Here is a 15,494-nt window from a genome sequence, read left to right as displayed (position 1 = left end):
CCGTGTCCGACGGGCGGGTCCCCGGGTCGGCTGGGTCAGTTGCCGCGTGCGCCGAAGCGGCGCCACAGCCAGAGCGAGAGCGCCGCGCCGAGCGCCGACCCGACCAGGGCGAGGGGGAGGCCGGCGGCGGTGCCGGAGGGTGCCGCACTCTTGGCTGCGGCGCGCGGGGCCGCTCCGTGCACGCCGCCGCTCGCGGCCAGGGCGCGCAGCGGGTCGTCCGCCCCCTGGGGACCGGCCTGCGCCCGGACGGCGGGCCGCTCGGCGGCCTGTGCCGCCCGCGTCCGCGCGAAGTCCCGGGCCGCCGTCGGCGACAGGGACCCCACCGGCTGCACCTTCCCGGCCGCGCCGAAGCCCCAGTCGAGCAGTTCCCTGGCCTCCTCGTACACCGCGAGACCGCCGCCGCCCTGCGGGTTCATCACGGACACCACCAGGGTGCGCGAGCCGCGCTTGGCGGCCGCGATCAGGGTGTTGCCGGCGTTGGTCGTGTAACCGTTCTTCACCCCGATGAGCCCCGGGTAGCGGTCCACCCCGCTCTCGCCGGTGAGCAGCCGGTTGGTGTTGGCGATGCCGTACGACCACGAGCCGGCCGGGAAGTCGGCGTACCGGGTCGAGCAGTAGCGGGTGAACTGCGGATCCTGCAGACCGGTCCGTCCGAACACCGCCAGGTCGTACGCCGAGGAGACCTGGCCCGGAGCGTCGTAGCCGTCCGGCGAGACCACGTGCGTGTCGCGGGCGCCCAGGGCGCGGGCCTTGGCCTGCATCTTCCGGGACATCGCCGACCAGCCGCCGTTCATCGAGGCGAGCACGTGCACGGCGTCGTTCCCCGAGCTGAGGAACACCCCGTTCCACAGGTCCGACACCCTGTAGGTGTAGCCCTCCTTCAGTCCCACCAGGCTGCTGCCCTCGCCGATGCCGGTCAACTCGGCGTCGCTGACCGTGTGCCGCTCGTCGGGCTCGTGGTGCGGCAGCGCCGTGAGCGCGAACAGCGTCTTGAGCGTGCTGGCGGGCGGCAGCGGCTTGTGCGCGTTGCGCGCCGCGAGAACGTCACCCGTCGAGACGTCGGCCACCACCCAGGAGAGGGCTGTCAGGGACGGCACCGCCGGCGCGCCCCGGAGCGTCTGCACCTGGGTGCCGGGACGGTTCAGGAGCGCCGGGTCGACGAAGCGGGGGGCGGGCGGAGCGGGCTCGGTGACGCCGTCGGCGGCGCCGGACGGCGGCCCGGCGGCCGGGACGACGCCGGGGAGGACGGCCGGGACGGGGGAGGCGGCCGAGGCGGCCGAGGCGCACGGGACCGGCAGGGCGAGCAGCAGCGCCGCGGCACCGGCGGCGGTATGACGGACAGCTGGCGTGACGATCATTCAGCCACCGTAGGAACGCCGCCCGCAGGACGCAGGACGTAGTGCGCCGACCGGCGTAGTGCGGCGTGTCGGGGGGTGGTGGCGTGTCGAGCGGGGGCGCGTCGCCGTGCCGGGCCCTGATCCGCCGGGCGGGTTCGAGCCGGGCCCTCAGACAGCCCCCGGTCAGGCCCCGGACGAGCCCTGGAGGGCCCCTCGGGCGAGCCTCAGACGGCCCCCGGTGAGGCCCGGACGGGACCCTCGGTCAGGCCCTCGGCCGGGCCCCGGACGGTCTGTCGGTGCGGACAAGGCATCCTGGTGACGTGTCCTCACTCCCGTATCAGAGCAGGTCCGTTGACCCCGGCGGCTCCTCGGCGCCGACCGAGCGCATGATCGTCTGCGGCGACGACGTCCTCGCCCACCGGCTCTCCGCCGAACTCCACGAGATGTACGAAGCGCGCGTCACCCTCCTCGTGCCCGGGCCCGGCGACGCGCCCGGCCGGCCCGTCGCCCGTAACGGACGGGCCATGGCCCTCTTCGGGCGGGTCACCGCCGCCGTCACCCGCACGGCGGGTGCCGGGGCCGCGGGCGCGGCCGGCGTGGGGCGGGACGGGCGGACGATCCGGGTCGTGGAGACCGCCGAGATCGACGACGTGACCCTCCTCGACGCGGGCGTCGAACGGGCGGACGCGCTCGCCCTGGTCTTCGAGGACGACGAGCGCAACATCCGTGCCGCACTCACCGCCCGGCGGCTCAACCCGCGCCTGCGCCTGGTCATCCGGCTCTACAACCGGCGGCTCGGCCAGCACCTGGCCACCCTGCTCGACCAGGCGGCGGCCGTCGCGGAACCCGGCCTCGACCCGGAGAAGCGGGACGCCACCACGACGGTGCTCTCCGACGCGGACACCGCCGCGCCCGCGCTCGCGGCGACCGCCGTGGCCGGCAGCAAGAAGGTCATCCAGGCGGGCGGCCTCCTGCTGCACGCCGTCGACCGCACCCCGCCCGCGCCGGGCGAGGTCGCCGACCCCGGCCTGTGCACCCTCGCGCTCCTGTCGTCGACGGCCAACGACCCGGCCGGCTGCGAGGGCTCCGAGGCCAGCGGACCGCAGGGCCCGCGGCTGCTGCCCGGGGACGCCGAGGTCGCCGCCGCCACCGGGCGCGGCATCGTGGCGCTCGAAACGGTCCGTTACGAGGGCCCGGCGCAGGCCTCCGGCTGGCTCGGCGCCTCCGGGCTGCCGGTCGGTTCGCTGTTCTCGCGGCGCCTGCGCTGGTCGCTCGCCGGGGTGGCCGCCGCGGTCCTCGCCCTGACCCTGACCTCCACCTTCGCCACCGGGGACCATCCGCTGCACGCGGGCTATCTGATCCTGCTCGACATCTTCGCCATCGGCGATCCGGCGGTGGGCGAGCCGACCAGCCGACAACTGCTCCAGATCCTCGCCGGATTCGTCGGACTGCTTCTGCTGCCGGTGGTGATGGCCGCGCTCCTGGAGGCCTACGGCACCTTCCGCAGCGCGACCACCCTGCGCCGCCCGCCCCGAGGCCTGTCCGGTCATGTGGTGCTGCTCGGTCTCGGCAAGGTCGGCACCCGGGTGCTCGCCCGGCTGCGGCGCATGAACATCCCCGTGGTCTGCGTCGAGGCCGATCCCGAGGCACGGGGCCTCGCGCTCGCCCGGCGGCTGAGGGTGCCGACCGTCATCGGCGACGTCACCGAGGAGGGCGTCCTGGAGGCCGCCCGGATCCACCGCGCCGGCGCCCTGCTCGCCCTCACCAGCGTCGACATCACCAATCTGGAGGCCGCGCTGCACGCCCGCTCCGTCAGCCCCGGGCTGCGGGTGGCGCTGCGCCTCTACGACGACGACTTCGCCACCGCCGTCTACCGCACCCTGCGCACCGTCCACCCCGGCGCCCTCACCCGCAGCCGCAGCGTCTCGCATCTGTCGGCGCCCGCGTTCGCCGGGGCGATGATGGGCCGCCAGGTGCTCGGCGCCATCCCGGTCGAGCGGCGGGTGCTGCTGTTCGCGGCGCTCGACGTCGCAGGGCATCCGCTCCTGGACGGCCGCACGGCGGCCGAGGCCTTCGAGCCGGGCGCGTGGCGGGTGATCGCCCGCGGCAAGGCAGGGGTGCCGCTCGACCGCTCCGGCTACGGGCCGCTGTCCGAGGTCCCCGGCGACCGGGTCCTCGGCCCCGGCGACCGTGTGGTGGTGGCCGCCACCCGCCGCGGCCTCGCCGAACTCCACGGCCGCCGCACACGGAACCCGGGCGCCGCGGGCACGGCGGGCGAGTCGGGCGAGGCGGTGGGCGAGCCGGTGTCCTGACGGGCGGGCGTGACGGGCGGGCGTGGCGGGCGGGTGTGCGGTGGCGGGCACGGCGGGCGGGAACGGTGGGCAGGGAGCCGGCCGACGCACCGTACAACTCCGTACGGAAACGGTCGGGTTGACCCTAGGATCTGACCGTTCGTGCCCGAGCGGGCGCCGAAACCGTTCGGACCCGCTTCCGCACCCGCTTCCGCACCCGCTTCCGCAGTCAGGAGCCCTCCCTTGAACACCCCGCACACCGCCCCCGAGGGCAGACCGCCGCACCGCCTGGACCCGGCCGGCGGCTGCCCGCACGCGGACAACGCCCGGCTACTCGCCCAGGGCGCGGTCACCCCCGTGCTGCTCCCCGGCGACGTCGAGGGCATGGCGGTGCTCGGCCACGACGCCCTGCGCGACTTCCTCTCCCACCCCGAAGTGGCCAAGGGCGCCCACCACTTCACGGCCCTCGCCGAGGGCCGCATACCCGAGGGCTGGCCGCTGCGCACCTTCGCCACCGTGCAGGGCATGACCACCGCCGACGACGCCGACCACCGGCGGCTGCGCTCCCTGGTCAGCAAGGCCTTCACCCCGCGCCGCATCGAGGAACTGCGCCCGCGCGTCACGGCCCTGACCGCCACCCTGCTCGACGGCCTCGCCGAGGCGGCCCGCGCCGGCGACGGCGTCGCCGACCTGCGCCGCCACTTCGCCCTGCCGCTGCCTCTCGGCGTCATCTGCGAACTCCTCGGGGTGGACGGGACGCACCAGGAGCGCCTGCACCACCTCTCCAGCCAGATCGTCGCCACCGACCTCGGCCCCGAGCAGGTCGTCGCCGCCAACCGCGAACTGGTCGGACTCCTCGTCGCCATCGCCGCCGACAAGGCGGCCGCACCTGGTGACGACCTCATCAGCGCCCTGATCGCCGCCCGCGACGAGGGCGGCGACCGGCTTGCTCAGCCCGAGCTGATCGGGACTCTGGTGCTGCTGGTCATCGCGGGCCACGAGACCACCATGAACCTCGTCACCAACGCCGTACGCGCCCTGTGCGCGCACCCCGAGCAGCTCGCCCACGTCCGCGAGGGCCGCGCGGACTGGGGCGACGTGGTGGAGGAGACCCTGCGCTGGGACAGCCCGGTCAGCTACTTCCCGTTCCGCTATCCCGTCCGCGACCTCACCGTCGACGGCACCCTGATCCCGCGCGGCACCCCGGTGCTCGCCGGCTACTCGGCGGCGGGCCGCGACCCCAAGGCGTACGGCCCCGACGCCGACCGCTTCGACGTCACCCGCGGCCAGACCGTCAAGCACCTGTCGCTCGGCCACGGCCCGCACTTCTGCCTGGGCGCGCCTCTCGCCCGGATGGAGGCCACCCTCGCCCTGGAAGCCCTCTTCACCCGCTTCCCGGACCTCGGCCTCGCCGTCCCCGAGGCCGAACTGACCCGGCACGCCAGCTTCGTCGGCAACAGCGTGCGCGCCCTTCCGGTCCGGCTCGGCTGACCGGCCGGGCCCGCCGCCCCGGGCGGGCCCCTCACGCGGACCTTCCCCGCTCGGTGGCGGGGGAGGCCCGCAGCGCCGCGACCAGGCGCAGCAGATGCGCCTCGTTCCCCGCGAGTCCCGCGTCGCGCAGCGCCGCGTCCGCCTCCGCCATCGGATGCGTCAGCATCGCCGCCGCGTACGGCTCGAGCCGCGGGTCGGCGAGCACGGCCTGGGTGGACTCGAGCAGCCGGAGATAGGCCTGCGCTGCGGCGCGCTCGCGGCCGGTGACGGGCGTCATGTCGGGCTCCCTCTCGACGGACTGAGGCTGTCTCACCCCACCCTCTCGCACGGGTCTGACAATCGCGGTCAGGCCGCTCGCGGCGGGCCCGTCCCCGGCGCCCCGTCAGGCCCCGGCGAGCCGTGCGGCGAGGCGTTCGAGGAACACCCGTTGCCCCGCGACGAGCAGCGGTCCGGCCTCTGCGAGGCCGAACCAGCCGACCCGGTCGATCTCCGGGAAGTCCCGCAGGACGCCCGAGCCGCGCGGCCACTCCATGGTGAAGGTGCCCGGCACCACCCGCTCCGGATCGAGATCGGCCTCCACGGCCCAGATGGTGACGAGCTTTCCGTTGTGCTGCCGGTTCTCGCCGAGCGGGAGCCACGCGCCGTCCGGCGCCGGCAGGCCCAGCTCCTCCTCGAACTCCCGGCGCGCCGCGTCCTCGGGGGCCTCGTCGGGCTCGTACTCGCCCTTGGGGATCGACCACGAGGCCTCGGAACGCGCGGCCCAGAAGGGGCCGCCCATGTGCCCGATGAGCACCTCCGGGCCGCCGTCGGGGGCCACCGGGGTGCGGCGGAAGAGGAGGAGACCGGCGCTGCGCTTGTCGGACATACCGCCCAGTGTGGCGGAAGGGGGCGCACTCGCCCACCCTGCCTCGGGGCCCGCCTGCACACCCCGTGTCGGGTCGTGTCCGGCACACTGCCCGGACATCCCGCCCGGGCATCCCGCCCGGGCATCCCGCCCGGGCATCCCGCCCGGGCATCCCGCCCGGCCCCGCCGGACGCGTCGGGAGATTTTGACGCGTCGGAGAACTCCGACGTATCGTTGCGGCATGCCCACCGATGTGTTCGGCGTGCTGGCAAGTCCCGTGCGCCGCAGACTGCTGGAAGCCCTCCGTGAGGGCCCGCGCTCCACGGGCGATCTGGCCGGGCTGTTCGAGCTCGGCCGGCCCGCCGTCTCCGAGCACCTGGCCGTCCTCAAGACCGCCGGCCTGATCCGCGAGGAGCCGCGCGGCCGCCACCGCTACTACCACCTGACGGCCGGCCGACTGGCCGAGGTCAGTGACTGGCTGCACCCCTTCGAGCACTACTGGAAGCAGCGTCTGGACGCCCTGGCCGACCTGCTGGACGAGGAGAACGAGACATGACCGACAAGCCCGCCGCCGACACCATCGACCTCGCGAGGTTCCTGCCCCACCCGCCGGCCGCCGTCTGGGCCGCCCTCACCGACCCCGCGCTGCACGCGCGCTGGTGGGCGGCCGGCGACATCAAGCCGGTCGTCGGCCACCGCTTCACCCTGGACATGGGCAACTGGGGCGAGCAGCCCTGCGAGGTGACCGAGGTCGAGCCCGAACGCCTCCTCGCCTACCGCTTCGCCGAGGGCACCCTCGACACCACCATCACCTGGCGCCTCGCCCCCGAGGGCCGGGGCACCCGCCTCTTCCTCACCCACGCGGGCTTCGACCTCGACTCGCCCATGGGGCGCAAGGCCATCGAGGGCATGGGCGAGGGCTGGCCCCACGTCCTGGACGGCCTGGCCGCCCTCCTGGACGAGACCGCCTGATCAGTCCCTCCGTCCCTCCGTACTTCCGTACGAGGTTTCAGGCGTGGGCCCGGCAGAAGGCACGCACCGCCGCCGTGAAGGCCTCCGGCGCCTCCACGTTGCTCATATGGCCCACGCCCGGGATCACCACCAGCTCGGCGCCCGGGATCGCCTCCTCGAAGGCGCGGGCGACGCCGAGCGGGGAGCGCGCGTCGAGCTCACCCCAGAGGAGCAGCGTCGGGACGGCGATCCGGGGCAGGAGGTCGGTCTCGTCGGCCTCCGCCATCAGGGAGAGCTCGGCGGCCATGGTCTCCGGCCGTACGTCCCTGTTCATGGCGTCCAGGAGGGGCGCGAACCGCTCGGGCGGGCCGTCCGCGTACAGGCCCGGCAGCGTCGGGTCGAACTCCTCCCGCGGCGCGGCGAGCATCCGGCGCGCGCCCTTGACGCGCGCCGCGACCTCCTCCGGTGGCAGCGAGCCCTTCCACCCGGCGTACGTGTCCACCATCAGCAGCGACCTCACCAGGTACGGCCACCGCCGGTACAGCTCCAGGACCACCGTGCCGCCCCAGGAGAGCCCGGCGACGTGGGCGGGCCCGAGCCCTACATCCTCGATGACGCCGGCGAGCGCGTCCGCGAAGTCCTCCAGACCGAAGCCCTCCGGCAGGTCACCGGACCGTCCGGCCCCCGGCTCGTCCCAGGCCACCACGGTGAACTCGTCCGCCAGCGCCTCGACCTGCGGCTCCCACATCCGCCCGTCGAGCCCGGCCCCGTGCGCCAGCACGAGCAAGGGACCGTGCCCCGCCCGCGTATAGGCGACGTCGACGCCGTCGACCCGCACCCGTGTCCGTACCGCATCCATGCCCTCAGGCTAGGCCGCGCCCGCGGCCCCCGCCGCGCGGCGGGCGACGATGAGCGCGCCCCGCGCGCTCTCCGCCGACGCCAGCGTCAGCTGCGCCTCCACCGCGAACCCGGCCGCGGCCAGCCGCTCCACCAGCTGCTCCGGACGGCGGAGGTGCACCTGGAGGTGCATCGGGTGGCCGCCGTAGCCCTCGGTCTTCAGACGGGTCTCGTCGCCCGAGTGCGCGAGGACAGGTCGATCCCCAGAGCGTCCAGGCCGAGGTCCCGCAGATGCGCCGTGATCCGGCCCGGCCCGCAGCCCAGGTCCGCGACCGGGCCGCCGCCGGAGGTCCGTACGGAGTGGGCGAAGAGCGCGAGCAGCGCCCGCTCGTAGGGCGTGCGGTCGAGCAGGTCGCGGGTCAGCTCCGCGTAGTCGGCGGCCACCGTGTCGTACGAGGTACGGGTGTCGGTGAGCCAGGATTCCTCGGCGTCCGGGACGTTGTTCACCCCCGCAGGCTACGTCCCGCGGGCTACGGCCCGAGTGTCACCACCACCGGCCCGCCCGCCGGGTCCGCGTCCGGTGCCCAGACCGCCGCATGACGGAGCGAACGGTGCGGTACGAGCAGGGCGGGGAGGCGCCGCTCGTACAGCAATCGCTCATTCTGGCGGATCGTCAACCATGCGTGCGCGAGGCGTTCCGACGGGCGCAGCAGCAGCGTGGGAGCGGTGGCGGTGCCGGTCAGACGCCCGGGGGTGAGCCGGCGCAGCGCGCCCTCGGCGCGCAGCGGGATGCCGGGCTCCGGCCACGGCGCACCCGACAGATGCGCGAGGACCGCGTCGGCGACCGCGCGGCCCTCGGCCGCCGCGACCGTCCCCGGCTCCACGCCCCGGAGCAGATTGCCTGCCGCGAACACCCCCGGGACGAGCGTCCGCAGCGCGCCGTCGACCGACGGACCCCGGGTCGCCGGATCGAGCGGCACCCCGCCCGAGCGGGCCAGTTCGTGGTCCGGCAGCCAGTCGCCGGTGAACACCACCGTGTCGCAGCGCAGTAGCCCGGTGCGCCCGTCGGCGCCCCGCACGAGCACTCCCGACAGGCGTCCGTGGCCCACGAGTTCGAGCACCGTCGCGCCCCGGAGCGCCGGTGCGGGAAGCCGTGGCCCGTACGGGCGGTCGGCGACGACCGCCGCGACCGGCACCCCGGCCCGGCGGAGCGTGCGGACCGCGTGCCGGGCGATCGGGTCGGAGCCGACCACGACCGCGCGACGGCCGATCCGTTCCCCCCGCAGCCCGAACAGCTCGACGGACTGCTGGAGTTCGCCCGTGCTCAACACCCCGTCCGGCCGCGCGCCCGGTACCGGCCGGGCACTGCGCGGCCGTTCGCGGGCGCCGGCGGCGAGGACCACGGCCCGCGCCGTGATCCGTTCGAGGCCGGTGGGCGCGGTGACCTCCAGGGTGAGCGGCCCGGCCCAGCCGGTCGCGCTCACCCCGGTCCGTACCACCGCCCCGGCGCGGACCGCCGTGCGCACCGCCCGGCGGGCGAACGCGGGACCGGTGAGCCCGCCGAAGCCGCCGCGCGCGCAGTGCCGCGGCACCCCGCCCGCCGCCCGCTCCCGCTCCAGGACCTCGACCCGCCCCGCGCCGGCCGCGGCGAGCCGGGCCGCCGTGGCCAGGCCCGCGGGTCCGCCGCCGACCACCAGGACATCGATCGTACGGTTCACCGCACGCCCTCCTCGAACAGCGCCCGCACCGTCGCCCCGCAGGAGAAGCCCTGGCAGCGCCCCGCCCGGGCCCGGGTCCTGCGCCGCAGGCCGGCCAGGGACGCGGGCGGCACGGTGGAGCCGAGCGCGTCCCGGATCTCGCCCAGGGTGACCCGCTCGCAGTGACAGACGATCGTGCCGTACGCCGGGTCGCGGGCGATCAGGCCGGGGTCCCGGTACGGGCGGGGGAAGGCCTCCCCGAGGTTCGGCATCCGCACCGGGGTGAGCGGCCGCTCCGGGCCGAGCTCCAGGCCCGCGTCGGCGAGCAGTCCGACCGTGTGTCGGCCGAGCGCGAGCGAGGCGGTCAGGCCGGTGGAGCGGATGCCGCCCACGGTCACGTAGCGCAGGTCCGGATGCGCGGCGATCCGGTAGTCCTCGGCGCCGGTGGCGGCCCGCAGGCCCGCGTAGACGGCGGTGACCTCCTCGTCGAGGAGCTCCGGCATGATCCGTCCGCCCTGTGCCCGCAGGCCCGCGAGGCCCTCGGCGGTCGAGCCGGTCGCGGTCTTGTCGGCCAGGTCCTCGGCCGTCGGGCCGAGCAGCACGTTGCCGTACACCGTCGGCGCGACGAGGACGCCCTTGCCGAGCGGGCCCGGCACCGGAAGCAGGATGTGCCGGACGAGGGAGCGGGCGAACTTGTCGAAGACGATGAGCTGGCCGCGCCGCGGGGTGACGGTGAAGTCCGTGCGCCCGAGCAGCGCGTCGAAGGCGTCCGCGTACAGTCCGCAGGCGTTGACCAGGAAGCGGGTGCGGAGCACTCCGCGCCGGGTGACGAGCCGGTGCGGCGCACCGGGCCCGCCGGGCCGCACCTTCTCCACCGGGCAGTTCAGGTACAGGTCGACCCCGGAGCGCACGGCCTGGGTGACGTAGGCGAGCGGGGTGGACCAGGGGCACACGATCGACTCGCCCGGCACGTCCAGCGCGCCGAGTGCACCGGGCCCCAAGTGTGGTTCACGGGCGTACAGTTCGGCGGCCGAGAGCGGCCGGGTGTCGTGGTGTCCGTTGCGTACGGCCTTGTCGGCGAGCCGGGGGAGCGAGGCGAGCTGGTCCTGGTCCCAGGCGACGAGCAGCGCGCCGACCGGTTCGACCGGGATGCCGGTCTCCTCGGCGTACGACGCGAGCAACTGACCGCCCTCCCGTACCAGTCGGCCTTCGAGGGAACCGGGAACGGCGTCGAAACCGGTGTGCAGGATCGCGGTGTTGGCCTTGGAGCTGCCCTCGCCGATGTCGCCGCGGGCCTCCACCAGGGCCACCCGCAGGGAGTGGCGGGCCAGTTCGCGGGCGATGGCGCAGCCGACCACACCCGCGCCGACCACGGTGACGTCGTACGCGCCGCCGGGCGCCGAGGTGTCGGGCAGCACTCCGCTCCGGGTGACGCTCACGAGGCGGAATTCCCCGCGTGCGAGGCGGAATTCCCCGCGTGCGAGGCGGAATTCCCCGCGCGCGAGGCGGAGTTCCCCGCGCGTGAGGCGGAACTCGCCGTCGATGAGGGGGAACTCCCGGCGCCGTGCCCGTCGTCGAGCAGCCGCGCCACCGCCGTACGGAAGCGGCCGAGCCGCTCCGCCGCCTCGTCGGCCGACACCAGCGGCTCGTAGACCGCCGAGGGCTTCCACTCGGGTACGGCCTCGTGGACGGCGAGTCCGGGGGTGTGCCCGAGCCGGGCGACGGCCGCGACGCCGAGGGCGGTGGCGTCGGGCAGGGCGGAGACCTCGACGGGGCGCTGGAGGAGGTCGGCCTGGGTCTGCATGAGGAGGGCCGAACGGGTGAGCCCGCCGTCGACCCGGAGCGCGGTGAGCGGCGCGCCGAGGTCCGCCGTGGCGGCCCTGGCGAGTTCGGTGACCTGGGCGGCGATCCCCTCGCACAGCGCCCGCACCAGATGGCCGGGACCGGTGTCGAGGCCGAGTCCGGTGACGGCCCCGCGCACGTCGCCGCGCCACCAGGGAGCGGCGAGCCCGGCGAGCGCCGGGACGAAGGTGACGCCGCCCGTGTCGGGGACGCCGCCGCCGACCGGGTCGAGCTCCTCGGGCCCGGCGATCACACCGAGACCGGTGAGCCAGCGTACGGCGGACGCGGCGGTGTACACCTGCCCGTCCAGGCAGTACGCGGTGCGCCCCGCGAGCCGCCAGGCGACGCAGGCGACCAGGCCCGTGTCGCTGCGACGCGGCGCCGGCCCGGTCTGCGCGAGCAGGAACGCCCCGGTGCCGTACGTGCACTTGGCGGTCCCGGGGGCGGTGACGTCCTGGGCGAGCAGGGCGGCCTGCTGGTCGACGAGCAGCCCGGTGAGGGGCAGCGGCGGGCCGAAGGCCGTGGTGGTGCCGACGGGTGTGTCGCTGTCGACGACCTGCGGCAGGTGCTCGCCGCCGAGGCCGTAGACGTCGAGCGCCGTGTCCGACCAGGCGACGGTGTCCAGATCGAGCAGTCCGGTACGGCCCGCGGTGGCCGTGTCGGTGACGAACTCGCCCGTGAGCCGGTGCACGAGCCACGCGTCGCTCGTCGTGACCACCCCTGCGCCGGTCAGGTGGCGGCGGATCCAAGCCATCTTCGGCGCGGCGAAGTAGGGATCGAGCGGCAGACCGGTGATTCGTGTCAACTCTGCGGCATGTGGAGCGAGTTCATCGCACACGGAGGCGGCCCTCCGGTCCTGCCAGACGAGGGCGTCGGTCAGCGGCTCACCGGTCGCGGGGTCCCAGGCGAGCACGGTCTCGCCCTGGTTCGCGAGGCCCACCGCGACGACCGGCTCGCCGGCCTCGGCCAGCGCGGCCCGGCCGGCCGTCACGACGGAGTCGTACAGCTCAGGGGGGTCGACCTCGACGAGTCCCCCGGGCAGGGCGCGGGGGCGGACCGGGGCGAAGCCGGTGCCGAGCACCCCCCGTACGGGATGGACGACCAGGGCCTTGGTGCCGGACGTGCCCTGGTCGACGGCGAGTACCGGGCCCGTCATGTCTGCGACTCCCTGCCGGTCATGGGTTCCTGGCGTTCCTTGATCGTGTTCCTGAGCGTGGAACCGGTCAGCCTGGCGGTGCCCGCGCGCCGCGTCAAGGCTTCGCGGCGGAAGGCGTCAGGTCCGGACCTCTTGCTGACCATAAGTCAAATTCGGTCGCTGGCTTGATACTTATGATCACGGAGAAAAGTGGATCGGTCACGTCCGGCAACCTCTATAGTGATCGCCGATCAACGGCCGGGTCGGCCGGGACACCCTGGGGACTGACCACCCCCATTCGCCCACCGCACCGAGGAATCATGTCGCCCACCCCCCGCCGCGCCTCCTGATGGCCGCGCAAGGCTTCCGGCCCGTCTACCATCCGGCGGGCCACGACCACGCGCTGCGCGGCGCCGTCCAGGAGCTGCGCACCGGCCGCTGGGTGGCGATGGCCCGATTACTCGACGAGACCTCCGGCTGGACCGGCTGGACCCGGCGCACCCAGGTCCTGGCCGCCGTCGCCGCCGGCACCGACGTCGTCGAGGCCTGGCGGACCGAGCAGCCCGACTCCGCCGCCGCCGGCGTGATGCACGCGCGCGTGGCCGTGGAACGCGCCGTACGGGCGCACCGCACCGCCCACCCCCGCACCCGCGAACTGTGGCAGGAGGCCTGGACCGCCTGCCTCGACGCCGCCGACCGCGTCCCCGCCGACCCCGTGCCCTGGGTGTGCCGCCTCGCCCTGTCCGTGCTCGACGCCCAGCAGCGCATGGAGGAGCACCGCGCCGCACCGCCCGCGCCGATGCTGCCGCCCGGCCCCTGGGGCCTGCTCGCCGAGGTCGAGAAGCGCGACCCGTACAACCGCGAGGCGCACCACCGGATGCTCCAGTTCGTCTACGCGCGCCGCTCCGGACCCCTCTCCGAGGCCGTCAACTACGCCCAGTGGGCGTCCTCCTCGGCCCCCATCGGCTCCGCCCTGCACGCGCTGCCGCTGTACGTCAGGGTGGAGCGCTACCGCCGCGAGCGCGGCCACGAGCGCGCCCTCGACCTGCACTGGGTCGCCGAGGACGCGGTGCGCGACGCCGACCGGGCCATGGACGCCTGGTTCCTGTTCTGCGCCACCGACGAGGCCAGCGTGCTCGACCTCAGCCACCTCGCGCACGGACTGTACGGAGCGCTCAAGTTCCCCGACGCGGCCCGGGTGTTCGAGGCGCTCGGCCCGTACTGGACCCCGCAGCCCTGGTCGTACCGCACCGACCGCCCCGACGAGCGCGGCCCCGCCGAAGAGGTCTTCCTGCGGGCCCGCGCCCGCTGTCTGGGTGGACCCGGGGCCCGCGGCGGACCCTGAGCCGCCCCGCCCGAAGCATCCGGCGCGGGCCCGAGGCGTCGCGCCGCTCAAGCCCGCCGTGCCCAGCCCCCGTACAGCACGGTCCGTCCCCCCTTCCCCCCGGAGGTACGCATGTCACGCACCGCTCCGACCGACGCGATACGCAAGCCGCCACCGGCCGCCAGGGACGAGGAGGCCCGGCTCAGAGAACTCGGCTACCAGCCCGTCCTCGCCCGCCGCATGGGCGGCTTCGGCAACTTCGCCATCAGCTTCTCGGTCATCTCCATCCTGTCCGGCTGCATGACCCTGTACGGCTTCGGCCTCGGCACCGGCGGTCCCGCCGTGATGCTGTGGGGCTGGGCCGGTGTCGGCCTGTTCGTGCTCTGCGTCGGCCTCGCGCTGGCCGAGGTCACCAGCGCCTACCCGACCTCCGGCGCGCTCTACTACATGGCCGACCGGCTCGGCGGGCGCCGCTGGGGCTGGTACACCGGCTGGCTGAATCTGCTCGGTCTGCTCGGCGCCATCGCGGGCATCGACTACGGCGCCGCGATGTTCACCGGCGCCTTCCTCAACCTCCAGTGGGGCTTCGAACCCACCGCCCAGTCGACTTTCCTGATCTTCCTGGCGATCCTGCTGGTGCACGCCCTGCTCAACCTCAACGGCGTCCGCGTGGTCAGCCTGCTCAACTCGATCAGCGTGTGGTGGCACCTCGCCGGCGTCGCCCTGATCGTCGGCGCGCTCGCGATCGTCCCCGACCACCACCAGTCAGCGAAGTTCGTCTTCACCGAGTTCGTCAACGACACCGGCTGGAGCAACCCGCTCTACGTCGCCGCCATCGGCCTACTGCTCGCCCAGTACACCTTCTCCGGCTACGACGCCTCCGCCCACCTCTCGGAGGAGACGTCCAACGCCTCCGTGTACGCCGCCAAGGGCATCGTCCGCTCCATCTGGGCGTCCTGGATCGCCGGCTTCGCGCTGCTCGCCGGACTCACCTTCGCCATCCAGGACTACGCGGGCACCCAGAACAGCGCCACCGGCGTCCCGCCCGCGCAGATCCTGCTCGACGCGCTCGGCGAGGGCGGCGCCAAGGCGCTGCTCCTCGTGGTGATCGTGGCCCAGCTGTTCTGCGGCAACGCCGAGGTCGCCGCCGCCAGCCGGATGGTGTTCGCGTTCAGCCGCGACAACGCCCTGCCGGGCTCCGCGCTCTGGCGCCGCGTCAGCAGCCGTACCCACACGCCGGTTCCGGCCGTGTGGCTGTCGGTCGTGGTCGCCGCGGTCCTCGCGGCGCCCTCGCTCTACTCGCCCACCGCCTACAACGCCGTCACCGCCATCAACGTCATCGGCATCACCCCGGCCTACGTCATCCCGGTCCTGCTGCGGCTGCGCGCGGGCGACCGCTTCGTGCCGGGGCCGTGGAACCTGGGCCGCTGGAGCAAGCCGATCGGCTGGATCGCGGTGGTGTGGGTGGCCTTGGTGACCGTGCTGTTCTGTCTTCCGCAGAGCTCGCCGGTCACCTGGGAGAAGATGAACTACTCGGTGATCGCGCTGGCCGTGGTGCTCGTCCTCGCCAGCGTGTGGTGGTACGTGGCCCGGCGCTCGTACGGCACTCCGCAGTCCTACGGGAGCGCCCGTGAGGAGGCGGAGATCGCCGAGGGCATCGTCTGACGGACGCCCCTCGTGCGGCGCACGGGCGGTGCGGCCGGCGGGAGCCCTGGCGGAGGCCCGCGCCGTCGGGGGCCGAGCCG

The 15,494-nt window shown here is 74.9% G+C and carries 15 protein-coding genes; 6 read left to right on the top strand and 9 right to left on the bottom strand.

What is annotated here, in order from left to right:
• Positions 1-35: 35 nt before the first annotated feature.
• Positions 36-1,358: a serine hydrolase gene (locus tag AB0C73_RS17260; protein WP_362530302.1), complete on the bottom strand. Its 1,323-nt coding sequence runs from the start codon at positions 1,356-1,358 to the stop codon at positions 36-38.
• Positions 1,359-1,723: 365 nt separating this feature from the next.
• On the opposite strand from AB0C73_RS17260, the gene AB0C73_RS17255 reads away from it, so the two are divergent.
• A complete protein-coding gene (locus tag AB0C73_RS17255) occupies positions 1,724-3,649 on the top strand; it encodes an NAD-binding protein (protein ID WP_362530484.1) in 1,926 nt (641 codons plus the stop codon).
• Between the two features lie 222 nt (positions 3,650-3,871).
• On the top strand, positions 3,872-5,119 hold the full coding sequence (locus tag AB0C73_RS17250) for a cytochrome P450 (RefSeq protein ID WP_362530299.1): 1,248 nt from the start codon (positions 3,872-3,874) through the stop codon (positions 5,117-5,119).
• A gap of 31 nt (positions 5,120-5,150) precedes the next feature.
• On the opposite strand, the gene AB0C73_RS17245 is transcribed toward AB0C73_RS17250, so the two are convergent.
• The gene (locus AB0C73_RS17245; RefSeq protein WP_362530296.1) at positions 5,151-5,396 is read right to left on the bottom strand and encodes a hypothetical protein; all 246 of its coding nucleotides are present in this window, start codon (positions 5,394-5,396) and stop codon (positions 5,151-5,153) included.
• A 105-nt stretch (positions 5,397-5,501) separates the two neighbouring features.
• The gene (locus AB0C73_RS17240) at positions 5,502-5,984 is read right to left on the bottom strand and encodes an NUDIX domain-containing protein (RefSeq protein ID WP_362530293.1); all 483 of its coding nucleotides are present in this window, start codon (positions 5,982-5,984) and stop codon (positions 5,502-5,504) included.
• 220 nt (positions 5,985-6,204) lie between these two features.
• On the opposite strand from AB0C73_RS17240, the gene AB0C73_RS17235 reads away from it, so the two are divergent.
• Both AB0C73_RS17235 and AB0C73_RS17230 read left to right on the top strand, forming a co-directional pair.
• The gene (locus AB0C73_RS17235; protein WP_362530291.1) at positions 6,205-6,519 is read left to right on the top strand and encodes a metalloregulator ArsR/SmtB family transcription factor; all 315 of its coding nucleotides are present in this window, start codon (positions 6,205-6,207) and stop codon (positions 6,517-6,519) included.
• A complete protein-coding gene (locus AB0C73_RS17230) occupies positions 6,516-6,935 on the top strand; it encodes an SRPBCC domain-containing protein (RefSeq protein WP_362530288.1) in 420 nt (139 codons plus the stop codon). The genes AB0C73_RS17235 and AB0C73_RS17230 overlap by 4 nt, the downstream gene beginning before the upstream one ends.
• Positions 6,936-6,972: 37 nt before the next feature.
• Here AB0C73_RS17230 and AB0C73_RS17225 read toward each other — a convergent pair whose 3' ends face one another.
• From AB0C73_RS17225 to AB0C73_RS17200, 6 genes are read right to left on the bottom strand one after another with little or no spacing between them, the layout of a single operon-like run.
• A complete protein-coding gene (locus AB0C73_RS17225) occupies positions 6,973-7,773 on the bottom strand; it encodes an alpha/beta fold hydrolase (protein WP_362530286.1) in 801 nt (266 codons plus the stop codon).
• 9 nt (positions 7,774-7,782) lie between these two features.
• Positions 7,783-7,944 carry a hypothetical protein gene (locus AB0C73_RS17220; RefSeq protein WP_362530284.1) on the bottom strand — a complete coding sequence of 54 codons (162 nt, stop codon included), beginning with the start codon at positions 7,942-7,944 and terminating at the stop codon, positions 7,783-7,785.
• Between the two features lie 26 nt (positions 7,945-7,970).
• A complete protein-coding gene (locus tag AB0C73_RS17215; RefSeq protein WP_362530282.1) occupies positions 7,971-8,258 on the bottom strand; it encodes a class I SAM-dependent methyltransferase in 288 nt (95 codons plus the stop codon).
• 23 nt (positions 8,259-8,281) lie between these two features.
• Positions 8,282-9,469, bottom strand: coding sequence for an FAD-dependent oxidoreductase (locus tag AB0C73_RS17210; protein ID WP_362530280.1), 1,188 nt, complete (start codon positions 9,467-9,469; stop codon positions 8,282-8,284).
• The gene (locus AB0C73_RS17205; protein ID WP_362530278.1) at positions 9,466-10,887 is read right to left on the bottom strand and encodes an FAD-dependent oxidoreductase; all 1,422 of its coding nucleotides are present in this window, start codon (positions 10,885-10,887) and stop codon (positions 9,466-9,468) included. Before AB0C73_RS17205 ends, AB0C73_RS17210 begins: the two co-directional genes overlap by 4 nt.
• Positions 10,884-12,446, bottom strand: coding sequence for an FGGY family carbohydrate kinase (locus tag AB0C73_RS17200; RefSeq protein WP_362530276.1), 1,563 nt, complete (start codon positions 12,444-12,446; stop codon positions 10,884-10,886). Before AB0C73_RS17200 ends, AB0C73_RS17205 begins: the two co-directional genes overlap by 4 nt.
• A 328-nt stretch (positions 12,447-12,774) precedes the next feature.
• Between AB0C73_RS17200 and AB0C73_RS17195 the strand changes: the two genes are divergently transcribed.
• Both AB0C73_RS17195 and AB0C73_RS17190 read left to right on the top strand, forming a co-directional pair.
• Positions 12,775-13,770 (top strand): hypothetical protein, encoded by a 996-nt coding sequence (locus tag AB0C73_RS17195; protein WP_362530274.1) that lies wholly within the window; start codon positions 12,775-12,777, stop codon positions 13,768-13,770.
• 111 nt (positions 13,771-13,881) lie between these two features.
• Positions 13,882-15,414, top strand: coding sequence for an amino acid permease (locus AB0C73_RS17190; protein WP_362530273.1), 1,533 nt, complete (start codon positions 13,882-13,884; stop codon positions 15,412-15,414).
• The last annotated feature ends 80 nt before the right edge of the window (positions 15,415-15,494 follow it).

The organism is Streptomyces sp. NPDC048623 (genome assembly GCF_040650755.1).
GTDB lineage: Bacteria > Actinomycetota > Actinomycetes > Streptomycetales > Streptomycetaceae > Streptomyces.
This window is presented reverse-complemented; position numbering and strand designations above follow the sequence as displayed.